The organism is Brevibacterium samyangense (assembly GCF_039529845.1).
Lineage (GTDB): Bacteria > Actinomycetota > Actinomycetes > Actinomycetales > Brevibacteriaceae > Brevibacterium > Brevibacterium samyangense.
Map to the genome: position 1 here is coordinate 1 of NZ_BAAANO010000010.1, position 13,499 is coordinate 13,499.

Sequence of the window (13,499 nt, forward strand, 5' to 3'; positions counted from 1 at the left end):
GGCCGGGAACGGCGCGGCGACCGGCGCCGCGAGCACCGCCGGGCGGGCGAACGGAACTGCGGGCCCGGCGGCGGGCGATGGCGACACGGTGTCTGCGGGTGCCGGCGCCTCGGCGGGGGTTCCGGGGCTGCACGGCCCCGGCCCGCGCGAGGAGACGCACCGGCTCGGCGGTGTCGGCAAGGCGATGGCGCGGGCGATGACGCAGTCCGCGTTCACCGTGCCGCACGTGACCGAGTTCCTCGACGTCGACGTGACCCGGACGATGGAGTTCGTCCGGCACCTCAAGACGTCCGGGCTGCTCGGTGAGGGCGTCAAGGTGTCGCCGCTCGTCGTCATGGCGAAGGCGGCCCTGTGGGCGGCCGGGCGGAACCCGATGATGACCGCGAGCCTCGACGGCGACACGGTGACGGTCCGGAACTACGTGAACCTCGGGATCGCCGCGGCAACTCCGCGCGGACTCGTCGTGCCGAACATCAAGGATGCGCACGCGCTCGGGCTCGGGGAGCTCGCGCAGGCGATCAACGACCTCGCCCGGACCGCCCGGGAGGGTCGCACGACCCCGGCTGCGCAGGCCGGCGGGACGTTCACGATCACGAACGTCGGTGTGTTCGGCGTCGACACGGGCACCCCGATCATCAACCCGGGCGAATCCGCGATCATCGCGTTCGGCCAGGTCAAACAGCGTCCGTGGGTCGTCGACGGGGAGCTCGCGGTCCGTGAGGTCGCAACGATCTCCGTGAGCGCCGACCACCGCGTCGTCGATGGGGAGGTCATCTCGCGGTTCCTCGCGGACATCGGCCGCGCCCTCGAGGAGCCGCTCACGCTGCTCGTGTGAGGCCGCCGACATCCCTGCCGGGAGGAGCGGGTACTGTGACGGAGGTCGCGGAGCCCGTTCCTCCCGCGGGTTTGCGGGGGACGCGGGCTCTGAATTAGCATTGAATCCTGTTGTGTCGGTGCTGTGGCGCCCTCCGGAGCAACGTGATCGCTTCCCTCTCGAAGGCTTTTCGTGAAGGACTCGTGACCGGGGTTCGGGAGAGTCCGCGCCGTCGCTGTGCTCATTGAGCGCTATCACGCTAGGCCCTCTCTCACAGGCTCATGCTTCAGCGCTGGTGTGGCATCAGTAAACACAAACCCTTCACCGGGGTGACAAACACCAGCACCGCTACGAATTCGGTGCGCAGTTCGCGGGCCCGCACGTCGTGTGGGTCGGTCGGCGGCGCACGCAGATCCCGTTCCGGGGTCCTCGGAGTTCCAACCGGTGACGAACATGTGATTGATGTCTTCGGTGGATCAGGACGGTCGTCCCCACGCCCTGTGGATGACAACCGCTGTGGAAAACGGGCCGTTCGTCAGGATTCGTCGGCAGAAGCAAGACTGGAGGAGAAGAAATGGCAGCAGTCTGCCAGGTAACCGGTGCAGTTCCCGGTTTCGGACACAATGTGTCCCACTCGAACCGTCGCACCAAGCGACGCTTCAACCCGAACATTCAGAAGAAGAAGTACTACGTGCCCTCGCTGCGCCGTACTGTGACCCTCACGCTGTCCACCAAGGGCATCAAGGTCATCGACGCGCGCGGAATCGACGCTGTGGTCTCGGATCTCATCGCGAAGGGAGTGAAGCTCTGATGGCAAAGGCACAGGACGTTCGCCCGATCATCAAGCTCAAGTCGACGGCCGGCACGGGTTACACCTACGTCACCCGCAAGAACCGTCGCAACAACCCCGATCGCATCGTGCTCAAGAAGTACGACCCGAAGATCCGCAAGCACGTCGAATTCCGAGAGGAGCGCTGAGCGCACATGGCAAAGAAGTCCAAGATCGCACGCGAGAAGCAGCGCCAGGTGATCGTCGAGCGCTACGCCGAGCGTCGCCTCGAGCTCAAGAAGGCTCTCGTCAACCCGGAGTCGACCGACGAGCAGCGTGAGGAAGCTCGCGTGGCCCTGCAGAAGCTGCCCCGCAACGCCTCGCCGGTGCGCCTGCGCAACCGTGACCAGGTCGACGGTCGTCCCCGCGGTTACCTGCGTAAGTTCGGTGTTTCCCGTGTCCGTTTCCGCGACATGGCACACAAGGGCGAGCTCCCGGGCATCACCAAGTCTTCCTGGTAACCTTCTGGTACGTTACGTACCGGTCAAACATCAAGACCACTTGACCTGACGTCCTAAGGAGGACACGCATGGCTAAGAACCGCAGCGAGCTCGTTTCCGAGGTCGCCGAGAGCACCGGCCTCACCCAGAAGCAGGTTTCCGACGTCCTCGACGGCGTCTTCACCTCCTTCACCAACGTGGTTGCCGCCGGTGACAAGCTCACGATCCCGGGCTGGATCTCCATCGAGCGCACCGAGCGCGCCGCTCGCAAGGGCCGCAACCCGCAGACCGGTGCCGAGATCGAGATCCCGGCCGGTTACTCGGTCAAGCTCTCCGCCGGCTCGAAGCTCAAGGCCGCCGCAGGCACGCCGAACAAGTGAGTCTCCAGGACTGACTTTCCTCGAACCCCCGTTCTCCGCGTGAGGACGGGGGTTCGTCGCATCCATCGCCGGTGCGCAGGGCGTGAGATCGCGATTGAATGCGCGAACTCACCGAGAGTCAGCATTCGATCGCGATATGAAAGGTCGGGCACCGCAGCCGATTGTGCTGTGAAGGCCGGGGAGCAACGGCGGGTACTCTGGACCTCATGCGCGTATCCGGAATCCAGCTCGCCTACACGGACGACGAATCGGTCGAGGACCGCATCACCCGTGTGTGCGCACTCGTGAGAGCCCAGCACGACGTCGACCTCGTGGTGCTTCCCGAACTCTGGTCCGCCGGCGGGTTCAGCTACCGCGAATGGGGCACCCGCGCGGAGACCGTCGAGGACGGCCCCACCGTCACCGCCCTCAAGCAGGCCGCGAAGGACCTCGGTGCCTATGTGCACGCCGGTTCGATCATCGAGGCCACGCCCGAGGCGCTGGACCGGATCAGGGCCCACGGCCACGACATGACCGCCATGCCGGTGCTGCCCGACGGTGAACGCGGCATCTGGAACACCTCCGTCCTCATCGACCCGACGGGCGAGGTCGTCGCGACCTACCGGAAGATCCACCGCTTCGGGTTCGGCAACGGTGAGCCCAAGCTCCTCGAGGCCGGGGAGGACATCGTCACCGTCCCGATCGAGGTCGGCGGCCGCACCGTGACCCTGGGCCTCGCGACGTGCTACGACTTCCGGTTCCCCGAGCTCTTCCGCGCGCTTCTCGACGCCGGTACCGAGGTCGCCGTCGTCCCCGCTGCCTGGCCGGCGCCCCGCGTCCGCGAATGGAGCCTCATGGCGCGGGCCCGTGCGGTCGAGGACGAGATCGCCGTCGTCGCGGTCAACACCGCCGGCTACCACGCGCGCACCCAGATGGGCGGGCACTCCGTCATCCTCGATGCCTCGGGTACCGAACTCGCACAGGCCGGTGTCGACGAGACCGTCCTCACCGCCGATATCGACATCGACGCGATCCACGCCCGCCGTGCGGCGTTCCCTGTCCTCCGCGATCGCCGCCTGTGACGCTCTGTCTGTGACGCACTGCCTGTGACGACACCCTCCACCCCATCCACGCCTCGTTCCACGACTGCGGGTTCCATGTCTGCGCTTTCCTCCGACCCGTCCGCGGGCCCGGCCTCCTCCCGTCCGTCCGCCACGGGTTCGTCCTCCGCGGGTCCCTCCTGGGCCACGTGGTGCGCCGCACTCGGGTTCCCGCTGCTCGGTATCCTCGTCGGCACGCTCGGCCTCTTCTTCACGGGCGCGGCGTTCCCGCAGCTCGTCGGTGACTCGGGTGTCCTCGGTCGGTTCGGCCTGCCGGCGGCACGGTTCGTCTTCGAGACCGCCGCCGCGATCACCGCGGCCGCCCTCGTGCTCGCGACCTTCGTGATCCCGCGCGCGGCGCCGCGACGGGTGCGGCACAAGGACCGGAAGCAGTCCTCGGCCGCCGGAGGTTTCGAGGGCGACGGCGAGTCCGACGTCGAGCTCGACAGGGGTTGGCTCGCGGCCATCGGTGTCGCCCAGGCGTCCTCGGTCGTGTGGACCCTGTCGGCCGCCGCGGTCCTCGTCCTCACCTACGTCGACGTCGCCGGCTCCCAGGCGTACAGCGGTGACCTCTCGGCGCAGCTCGCGTACTTCGTGTCCTCGCTCAACGTCGGCCGGTACTGGACCTTCATCGTCGTCGTCGTCGCGTTCGTCTCCACCCTCGTCTTCGCGCTCCGGTCCTTCGCCGGCATCGCCACCGCGATGGTCTTCTCGTTCGCCGCCCTCGTGCCCCTCGCGCTCATGGGCCACTCGACCGGTGCCGAGGGCCACACCACCGCGGTGAACTCGATCGGTCTCCACCTCGTCGGGATCGTGCTGTGGCTCGGCGGTCTCCTCGTCCTCGCGCTCATCGCCCGGTCGCTCACGGACCGCACCGACCTCCGCACGATCGTCGAACGCTATTCGGCGCTCGCACTCTTCTCCTTCGTCCTCGTCGTGTACTCGGGCTTCGTGAACGCGAGCCTGCGCATGGGCTCGCTCGCCGACTGGACGACCCCCTACGGCGTCGTCATGCTCGTGAAGCTCGCGCTCACGCTCGTCCTCGGCGGCATCGGCTTCCGGCACCGCCGCTCGGTCATCGCCGGGCTGGGTGCGCCCACTGCCGGTGGGGCGGGCCGAGGCGCCACGGGCTCCGCAGGGCGGGGCGCCTCGGCGCCGGAGACGGGCCCGAGCGCCCGAGGCGCCGCACCGCGCCGCCTGTTCTGGCGCCTTGTGGGCGTGGAGGCGCTGATCTTCGGTGCCGTCATGGCCCTCGGTGTCGTCCTGTCCCGCAGTCAGCCGCCGGTGCCGGACGAGCCGCCGCCGGCGCCGACGCCCGCCGAGATCCTCACGTCCTCGCCGCTGCCGCCGCGCCCGAGCTGGGGTACCTACTTCACCCAGTGGGAGTGGGACCCGGTGTGGGTCGTCGTCGCGGTGGGCCTCTCGGTCGCCTACGTGTACGCATTCCTCAAACTGCGCCGTCGCGGTGACGCGTGGCCGGTGCTGCGCGTCGTCGCGTGGGTGCTCGGCATGGTGCTGCTGTTCTGGGTGACCTCGGGCGGGCCGGCCGTGTACGGCAAGGTCGTGTTCTCCGGGCACATGATCCAGCACATGCTCATCGTCATGGTCGTGCCGATCCCCATGGTCATGGGCGCGCCGATCACGCTCCTCATGCGGGCGATCGCACCGCGGCGGGACGGCTCGCGCGGTTTCCGCGAGTGGATCCTCATCCTCGTGCACAGCCGGTACCTGCGGTTCTTCGCGCATCCGATCGTCGCCTGCGTGAACTTCGCCGGTTCGCTCGTCGTGTTCTACTACTCCGGCATCATGCAGTACGCGCTCGCGACGCACCTCGGCCACGAACTCATGATGTTGCACTTCCTCGCGGCCGGGTACCTGTTCGCGCAGTCGCTCATCGGCATCGACCCGGGCGTCAACCGCTTCCCGTTCCCCGTGCGGCTGCTCATGCTCCTCATCACGATGGCGTTCCACGCGTTCTTCGGGATCTCGATCATGTCGAACACCTCGCTCATCGAGGGAGACTGGTACGGGAACATCGGGCACGACTGGGGCTTCAGCGCGCTCGAGGACCAGCAGACCGGTGGGGAGATCGCCTGGGGCATCGGGGAGTTCCCCGCCGTGCTCCTCGCGATCGGGGTCGCGATCCAGTGGACGAAGTCCTCCGAGCGGGAGGCCAAGCGGTCCGACCGTGCCGCCGACCGTGACGAGGATGCCGAACTCCGGAAGTACAACGCGATGCTCTCGCGCCTCAAGGAGCACGACGACTCGATGTGAGGTGCGGGCCCGGGCGTTCCTGTCGGAGCACAGAGGCTGTGCGGAGATGCACTGCGCGCCCGGGCCGAAACCGGACCGAAGTGCTTGAGGTGCACGGCGACCTGGCACAGGATGAGACAGACCCTGTCGACGAAGCCAGGAGCACAACCTCATGACTGCATCCATCCCGGGGAACCCGGGCGATCCCCGACCCTCCGACCCCGTCGCGAACGGTGGCGCCACCAGCGCGGCATCCGGCGGCAGGACCCCCGCCCCCGATCCGAACAGCAAGGGCGCGCTCGCGCAGTTGCAGCGCGTCGTGGCCGCCTCGATGGCCGGCACGATCGTCGAGTGGTACGAGTTCTTCCTCTACGCCTCGGCCGCGACGCTCGTCTTCAACGTCATCCTCTTCCCCGCCTCGGAGAACCCGCTCGACGCGGTCATCGCCGCGTTCGGCACCTATGCGATCGGGTTCATCGCCCGGCCGCTCGGTGGCATCGTGTTCGGGCACTTCGGTGACAAGCACGGACGGAAGAAGCTCCTGCAGTTGTCGATCGTCCTCGTGGGTACGTCGACGTTCCTCATGGGCTGCCTGCCGACGTTCGACCAGATCGGATACCTCGCCCCGATCATCCTCGTCTTCCTGCGGTTCGTGCAGGGCTTCGCGGTCGGCGGCGAATGGGGCGGGGCGGTGCTCCTCGTCGCCGAGCACTCGCCGAAGGAGTCCCGTGGTTTCTGGGCGTCGTGGCCGCAGTCGGCGGTGCCGCTCGGCAATCTGCTCGCGACCGCCGTGCTGTACGGCCTCACCGCGATCCTCAGCGACGAGGCGTTCCTCTCGTGGGGCTGGCGGATCGGCTTCTGGCTGTCGGCGGTCATCGTCCTCATCGGGTACTACATCCGGACGAAGGTCACCGATGCCCCGATCTTCGAGGAGGCGCAGCAGGAGACCGTCGAGGGTGCCGGATACGGCGTGTTCGAGGTGTTCAAGCGGTACCCGCGCGGGGTGTTCTGCGCGATGGGTCTGCGGTTCGTCGAGAACATCCACTACTACCTCGTCGTTACGTTCACGATCACCTACCTGTCGCTCCAGGTGGGTATCGAACAGCACGAGATCCTCGGCCTGCTCCTCGGTGCGCATGCGATCCACGCGGTGGTCGTCCCGATGATCGGCCGGCTCGCGGACGTCCTCGGGCGGAAGGTCCCGTACCTCATCGGCATCCTTCTCACGGCGACCTGGGGCTTCTTCGCGTTCCCCATGTACGACACCGGTGACGGACTGCAGATCTTCATCGCGGTGACGATCGGCCTGCTGTTCCACGGGCTCATGTACGCGGCCCAGCCGGCGGTCATGGCGGAGATGTTCCCGACGCGCATGCGGTACTCGGGTGTCTCCCTCGGCTACCAGGTCACCGCGATCGTCGCCGGTTCCTTCGCGCCCATCATCGCGACCTCGTTGCTGCGCGCGTACGGCAATTCCGTCCCGATCGCGATCTACCTCGCGGCGGCTGCGGTCGTGAGCCTCGTGGCGTGGGCGTTCACGCGGGAGACCCGCGGCATCGACCTCGCCGATGTCGACCGCGAGGACGTCGACCGCCGGGCCATGGAGTCCGTGCGGAGCTGAGGGCGCCGCGAAGCGTCGTCGCCAACGGATTCGCCCAGGCCGATCGATTCGCTTGCCGTCTCGCGAAACGGAAACGGAATCGGTTTCCCTCCGCGAATCCGTTGGTGTGCAGCCCCGGCCGGGCTCTCGGCGGGCCGCCCCTCACCCCTCCCGGAGGATCTCGAGGAGCGCCCGGGTGCCGGGGGAGCGGAGCGCCTCGGGACGGACGGAGGCCCAGTAGCTCACGGTGTGCCCGAAGTGCGGGAGGACCGGCAGGAGCTCGGGGTAGCGTTCGGCCATGTACGTGGGGAGCAGTCCGATCCCGCCGCCGGCGCGGGTCGCCTCGACGTGGACGATCATGGAGTTCGAGCGGAGGTACCCCGCGGGCTCCGGCAGGCGGTCGCCGGCGGCGTCGAGCACCGGGACCCCGAGCGCGTGCTCGATGTAGTAGATGAGGCGGTGGTCCCCGAGGTCCTCGAGGGTCTCCGGGATCCCCGCGTGCTCGAAGTAGTCGTCGGTTGCGAACAGTGCGAGCCGGTATTCGCGCAGCCGGTAGGCGAGCGAGCGCGGGACGTCCGGCTTGCCGACGACGATCTCGAGGTCGACGCCCGAACGGTACTGGCGCGGCTGGTGGGTCGCGGAGATGATCTCGACCTGCACGGCGGGGTGCCGGCGCTGGAGGGCGACGGCCGCCTCGGCCGCCCACTGCACGCAGAAGCCGATGGGCGCGGCCAACCGGACCGTGCCCCGGAGCGCCTCCCGCGCCGAGGCGCCCGTCGGCACCCGGCCGAGCGCCGCCTCGATCTCCTCGGCGACATCGAGGAGTTCCCGGCCCCGCTGGGTGAGTTCCCAGCCCTCGGGGGCGTTCACGAGGACGCGGTCGCCGAGGGCCTTCTCGATCCCGGCGATGCGGCGGGACACGGTCGTGTGGTTGATTCCGAGGCTGTGTGCGGCGGCGGTGAACTTCCCCAGTCGGGCGACGGCGAGCAGGGTGAGGAGGTCGTCCGCGGACACACGGCGCTGTGCGTACGAGTGCGGCATATCGGCAGCTTATCTGCACGGGCGCACATGTCGGGTGCGGACTTCCAACCGGGATCCCGGGACTTCCCGTGCTCCGCCCGAAGCGCGCCGGGTGTGACCGGCAATACAGTGTGTGGAGGACATTCGGAACGCGGCGCGAGGGTGCGCCGCCGCAGTGCAAGGAGGCACAGATGACCACGATCGCATGGATCGGCCTGGGCAACATGGGCAAGCCGATGACGAAGAACCTCGTCGACGCGGGCTTCACCGTTGTCGGGTTCGACCTCAACGAGGCGGCGCTCGCCGCCGCTGTCGAGAACGGGGTCACCGCAGCACGTTCCACCGCCGAGGCGGTCGGCGACGCCGACTTCGTGTTCACGATGTTGCCGAAGGGCGAACATGCCCTGGCCGTCTACCGCGGCGAGGGAGGCGTGTTCGCGAACGCCCGCTCCGGTGCCGTGCTCGTCGATTCCTCGACGATCGATGTCGACACCGCCAATGAACTGCACGAGGAAGCGGCGCAGGCGGGCTTCGAGTTCCTCGACGCCCCGGTGTCCGGCGGGATCTCCGGTGCGGCGGCAGGCACGCTCACGTTCATGGTGGGCGGTGAGGCGGAGACCCTCGAGAAGGCCCGTCCCGTCATCGATCCGATGGCCGGCAACATCTTCCATGCCGGTGGCAACGGTGCCGGTCAGGCGTCGAAGGCCGTCAACAACATGATGCTCGCGGTGAGCCTCCAGGGCGTCGTCGAGGGGGCGGTGCTCTCGCGGAAGCTCGGGCTCGATCCGAAGACGTTCCACTCGATCGCGAAGGTGTCCTCGGGCGACTCGTGGCCGCTGCGGACGTGGTACCCGACCCCGGGTGTCGTGGAGACGGCCGCGGCGAACAACGGGTTCGCCTCGACCTTCGCGGCGGCGCTCGCCCACAAGGACGTGGGCCTCGCGCTCGCGGCGGCGGACTCCGTGGGGGTCGACCTGCCGGGCGCGAAGCTCGCGTACGCGCAGCTGCAGAAGCTCCTCGACGAGGGCTACGGCGATATGGACTGCACCCTCATGATCCGCAACGTCGACCCGGAGGCCCCCGGCGTGCCGCAGTGAGGGTGCATGAGACGGGTCCGCCCGGAATGCGGCGCGGTCGGAACGAGATACCCTACGGGGTATTCTGGTCCTATGCATGAACGATCATGCGACGGACCTCGAAGGAGTCGACCATGTGCCGAGCGGTGGCGTGCAAGAAGTGCGGAAAGACGACCTGGGCCGGCTGCGGCCAGCATGTCGATGCGGTGAAGCGGTCCGTTCCGGCATCGCAGTGGTGCAACGGGCACGCGAATGAGCCGAGCGACGAGAAGCCCGGGTTCTTCGCGCGTCTCTTCGGAGGGCGCTGAGGCGAGATCGGTCCCGCGGGTGCTACGCCCGGAATGCCCGCCCTGCCCGCGGCGGTGAAGCGTGAATGACGGCGGCGGTCGGACTTCCGGAAGTCCGACCGCCGCCGTCATTCACGCGTGCGAAAGGGCGGGTTCCTTCGCGTCGTTGCTCGGCGAGCCGGTTCTCACGTGAGCGACAGGAACACCTTCTCCAGCTGCGCGAGGTCCACCTCGTCGCTGCCGTCCGCCATGCACTTCTTCATCGTCTGCGTGAGGACGCTGACGCCGGCACGCTCGACCGCGGTGTTCGCCGCCGACAGCTGGGTGATGATCGACGCGCAGTCCTCGCCCTCCTCGATCATCCGGATGACCGCGGAGATCTGCCCGTTGGCGCGCTTGAGGCGGTTGATCGCCGACCGCAGGTCGCTCGGGTCCACATCCATGCCGTGCCTTCCTCTCGTCCTCGTCCCATTTTCGCACCGCCTCGCTGTGCGTCCGTCCCGGCAACGGTTTCGGCGGGAGCCGTCCGAAACCGTTGCAGTCCCGCGGAATGGTGTGATGTCTCAGGAGTTCGGTGACAGTTCCGCATCAGGACATCGGTGACACTTCTTGTATCAAGACATCGGTAACACCACGGGCCGGGACCAGTCGCGGTCCCGGCCCGTGATGATCAGTAGAGCTTCTCCGTCTTCCCATGTACTCCACGCCCGGCGCGGGCCTCGGGTACTCCCTGATCACGGTCCCTTCCAGGTCCGCGATGATCGTCCGATCCTCGGTCACGGTCACGAGTACCTGTTCAAAAGCGCGGTAGAAATCGACCCAGTACCGCACCGCGCGGTGATTCACCGTCCCGTTCTTCCCGACCCGCCGCTTCACAGCACCGGCGTCGACCGGTACCGGCCCACCCGGCAGCACACGGGACCGCTTGCGCGCTCGCGCACGTAAAAAGGGTCCGGTGGAAGCGTTCGTTCTTCCCCTGCGTGGTGGGCTTGTCCGGCTTACCGGTGATCGGTTCGACTCCGAGCCTGCTCACGTGTTCAACGAGTCTGCCGATGACTCCTAGGCGCGAGGGGTTCAGCGCCTTCCCGTTATCCGTCAACAGTCGCTGCGGGACCCCATGGGCGGCAACGCCCTTGTCGAACACGATGATCGCGTCCTCGGCGTTCTCGGACCACGCGACGTGGGAGGCAATCGCCAACCGGGAGTGATCGTCCTCGAGTTGGAAGATCACGCAGGTCCGTCCGCCGGTGAGGACGTACTCGGTCGTATCGAGTTGCCAGCAGGCGTTCGGCGCGGGGTACACGAAGCGCCGCCACGCTGCCCGGGGCCTCTTCCTCGGTTCTTCCCTGGCCACACCCTCCTGACGGAAGATGCGAGCCAGAGAAGCGGTCGAGGGCACCTGTTCGAACCCCATCGCGGTCATCTTGTCGAACACGTTCAACGGGCCGGCATCGAGCCCGGAAGCCTCGAGGGCAGCACGGACCTCAAGTGCGTGGTCCTTCGTCGTGTCGGTGATCCGGGACGGGGAGGTGTGGGGTCTGCGGGAGCGGGGTTGAAGCGCGGCGGCTTCCCCGTCGGTGGTGGCTCTCTTGCGCAGTTCGTAGAACGTCTTACGCGAGATGTCGTGTTCGGCGCAGAACGTGGTGACAGCGCCGCGGGGAGCATCGGCGGTCCACCTCGCGATGAGGTACATGTACCCGATCGTCTTGTGGTCGGTCGACGTCAACCGGGTGACGATGATGCGACCGATCGGCTACTGCGGGACCGGGTCGGTGGAGGGCCCGGTGAGTGGTCCGCTGCTCGGAGCGGACGGGGGATCGGCAAGGTGTGTCATGGTCACCACATGTACGCCCGCCCCTGCGGAGCGTCGACCGGGTCCGATTCCACGAGACGGCGCGGGCCCACTGGTGGAATCCCGGCCGGAGAGCATTCCTCCGAGTCATGACGCGTGGGAGATGGTTCAGGCTTCAACGATCGTGCGTGGCCCGGTGGGCGGCTACGGGCCTAGCGTGCGATCGGCGGCCGCGCCCCGAAGATGCTCGAGCCGAGGCGCACCATGGTCGCGCCTTCCTCGATCGCGAGTTCGAAGTCGTTCGACATCCCCATCGACAGCTCCGTCTGATCCGGGGTCAGCAGGCCGGAGTCGAGCAGCCGCGTGCGCACGGCGACGAGGTCGCGGTAGGACGGGCGGATCTCCTCCGGGGTCGATCCCGGCAGCCCGATCGTCATGAGCCCCCGCAGTCGCAGTCGGTCCATCCCCTGCACTGCTTCGACGAGTGCGTCCGCCTCTTCGGGGGCGACGCCGCTCTTCGACTCCTCGCGTGAGGTGTTCACCTGGACGAACACATCGATCGTGCCGCCGGCGGCGACCTCGGTCGGGTCGTCGCCCACGGCTTCGAGGCGGTTCTGGATCCTCTGCGCGAGCGCCACCGAGTCGATCGACTGGATGCACGTCGCGACCCGCAGCGTGTGGTTGACCTTGTTCTTCTGGAGGGGCCCGATGAGGTGCGATTCGTGGGCGATGCCCGCGAGCGCCTCGGCCTTCCCGGTGAGTTCCTGGACCCGGTTCTCGCCGATGACGGTGAAGCCGTGCTCGAGTGCGACGAGGATCTTCTCCGCCGGTTGCGTCTTCGTCGCGAGGAGGATCGTCACGTCCTCGGCCTTCCGGCCGGAGCGCTCCGCGGCCGAGGCGGCACGCGCCTTCGCCTCGTCGAGCCGGTCCCGAACGGCCCGGCTCTCCTCCGGGGTGAGCGGGATGAGGGACTCCGCGGTGGGGGAACCGACGGGGGAGGCTGCGGGTGCGGTCGCGGGGGAAGTGGGGACGGTGTTCTCGGACATGGTCCGATCATCCCAGGAGCCGCGGTTTCGTGCATCCGCATACGGGGCGCCGGGTATCGCGCGGCGGAATCGGTTGCCGACGGGTGGACGGCCGGCGCCCGTTCCTCGGTTCGCATGCCGGAGGAGCGCCTGCCCGCGTCGGGGATGACCGCATGACCGCTGATGAGACGCAGGCCACGTTGCCGAGCGAAGTTCCGGCCGCACTCCCGGACCCCGGGAAGCCGCAGTCCATGGGTGCCGAACGTACCGACGTCGACAGCACGTGGTGCCTGCTCGCGTTCGTCTTCGGCCTCATCGGGGTGTTCGGTGCCGGCCTCCTCTTCTCGATCGCCGCCGTCGTACTCGGCGCAATCGCGGGACGGAACGTGCGTGCCGGTTCCGCGGACAACCCGGGGCAGGCGAAGTGGAGGTTCTGATGGACGGCCGTCCGACCGAGATCTGCGAGGACTGCGAGGACATGCTCCTCGAGGACGGTGTGCCCGTCGAGCTCGGTGAGGAGGTCGAGGTGCAGCCCGGGATCTTCGTGACGTTCGCGCTCGAGTCGGATGCCACGAGCCCGACGTCGTCGGGTGCCGAATGCACGGACGGGGAGTTCGTCATCATCGGCGCCACCGTCCGCAATGCGTCCGACGACGAATTCGACGCCTCTCAACTGTGGTCGGAGTGCTATGTCGGGAGCAGCTGGCGCGAAGCCGTGATGGATCCCGCGCTCGACCTGCAGGGCACTCTCGGGTACGGGTACGTGCCCGCGGGGGAGACCGTCGAGTTCCGGGAGGGCTACGCGATGCACGCCGACGACCTGCCGCGTGCCACGATCGGTGTCTACGGCGACGCGAGGACCGCCGTGCCGTATCTCCTCACCTCGCCCGAGGCCTGACGCCGG

General features: G+C 68.1%; 14 protein-coding genes and 1 pseudogene. 11 read left to right on the plus strand and 4 right to left on the minus strand.

The genetic code is table 11. The features are described from left to right. From ABD172_RS05555 to ABD172_RS05590, 8 genes are all read left to right on the plus strand, one after another. On the plus strand, window positions 1-835 hold an 835-nt coding region (locus tag ABD172_RS05555), incomplete at its 5' end, for a dihydrolipoamide acetyltransferase family protein (RefSeq protein ID WP_344307714.1). A gap of 553 nt (window positions 836-1,388) precedes the next feature. Next, on the plus strand, window positions 1,389-1,625 hold the full coding sequence (gene rpmB, locus ABD172_RS05560; protein ID WP_344307716.1) for a 50S ribosomal protein L28: 237 nt from the start codon (window positions 1,389-1,391) through the stop codon (window positions 1,623-1,625). Beyond that, window positions 1,625-1,792, plus strand: a complete 168-nt coding sequence (gene rpmG, locus ABD172_RS05565) for a 50S ribosomal protein L33 (protein ID WP_425546656.1) — start codon at window positions 1,625-1,627, stop codon at window positions 1,790-1,792. Before rpmB ends, rpmG begins: the two co-directional genes overlap by 1 nt. Window positions 1,793-1,798: 6 nt before the next feature. Then, entirely contained in the window at window positions 1,799-2,104 is a 306-nt protein-coding gene (gene rpsN, locus ABD172_RS05570) for a 30S ribosomal protein S14 (protein ID WP_344307718.1), read from the plus strand. A 68-nt stretch (window positions 2,105-2,172) separates the two neighbouring features. After that, complete coding sequence (locus ABD172_RS05575; RefSeq protein ID WP_344307720.1) at window positions 2,173-2,463, plus strand: HU family DNA-binding protein; 291 nt, start codon at window positions 2,173-2,175, stop codon at window positions 2,461-2,463. 206 nt (window positions 2,464-2,669) lie between these two features. Further along, window positions 2,670-3,524 (plus strand): nitrilase-related carbon-nitrogen hydrolase, encoded by an 855-nt coding sequence (locus tag ABD172_RS05580; protein WP_344307722.1) that lies wholly within the window; start codon window positions 2,670-2,672, stop codon window positions 3,522-3,524. A 75-nt stretch (window positions 3,525-3,599) separates the two neighbouring features. Next, window positions 3,600-5,816 carry a bifunctional copper resistance protein CopD/cytochrome c oxidase assembly protein gene (locus ABD172_RS05585; RefSeq protein ID WP_344307724.1) on the plus strand — a complete coding sequence of 739 codons (2,217 nt, stop codon included), beginning with the start codon at window positions 3,600-3,602 and terminating at the stop codon, window positions 5,814-5,816. A 310-nt stretch (window positions 5,817-6,126) separates the two neighbouring features. Beyond that, on the plus strand, window positions 6,127-7,416 hold the full coding sequence (locus ABD172_RS05590) for an MFS transporter (RefSeq protein ID WP_344307889.1): 1,290 nt from the start codon (window positions 6,127-6,129) through the stop codon (window positions 7,414-7,416). A gap of 141 nt (window positions 7,417-7,557) precedes the next feature. Here ABD172_RS05590 and ABD172_RS05595 read toward each other — a convergent pair whose 3' ends face one another. Further along, entirely contained in the window at window positions 7,558-8,436 is an 879-nt protein-coding gene (locus ABD172_RS05595) for a LysR family transcriptional regulator (RefSeq protein ID WP_344307725.1), read from the minus strand. 110 nt (window positions 8,437-8,546) lie between these two features. Here ABD172_RS05595 and mmsB point away from each other — a divergent pair, with 110 nt between their 5' ends. Next, window positions 8,547-9,512 (plus strand): 3-hydroxyisobutyrate dehydrogenase, encoded by a 966-nt coding sequence (gene mmsB / locus ABD172_RS05600; protein WP_425546657.1) that lies wholly within the window; start codon window positions 8,547-8,549, stop codon window positions 9,510-9,512. 451 nt (window positions 9,513-9,963) lie between these two features. Here mmsB and ABD172_RS05605 read toward each other — a convergent pair whose 3' ends face one another. From ABD172_RS05605 to ABD172_RS05615, 3 genes and pseudogenes are all read right to left on the minus strand, one after another. Continuing rightward, complete coding sequence (locus ABD172_RS05605; RefSeq protein ID WP_344307729.1) at window positions 9,964-10,221, minus strand: metal-sensitive transcriptional regulator; 258 nt, start codon at window positions 10,219-10,221, stop codon at window positions 9,964-9,966. Window positions 10,222-10,721: 500 nt separating this feature from the next. Then, window positions 10,722-11,471: pseudogene (locus ABD172_RS05610) on the minus strand (DDE-type integrase/transposase/recombinase); the annotation flags it as partial. 311 nt (window positions 11,472-11,782) lie between these two features. Next, entirely contained in the window at window positions 11,783-12,616 is an 834-nt protein-coding gene (locus ABD172_RS05615; RefSeq protein ID WP_344307731.1) for a YggS family pyridoxal phosphate-dependent enzyme, read from the minus strand. Between the two features lie 152 nt (window positions 12,617-12,768). Between ABD172_RS05615 and ABD172_RS05620 the strand changes: the two genes are divergently transcribed. Then, the gene (locus tag ABD172_RS05620; RefSeq protein WP_344307733.1) at window positions 12,769-13,032 is read left to right on the plus strand and encodes a hypothetical protein; all 264 of its coding nucleotides are present in this window, start codon (window positions 12,769-12,771) and stop codon (window positions 13,030-13,032) included. Beyond that, a complete protein-coding gene (locus ABD172_RS05625; protein WP_344307735.1) occupies window positions 13,032-13,493 on the plus strand; it encodes a hypothetical protein in 462 nt (153 codons plus the stop codon). Before ABD172_RS05620 ends, ABD172_RS05625 begins: the two co-directional genes overlap by 1 nt. The last annotated feature ends 6 nt before the right edge of the window (window positions 13,494-13,499 follow it).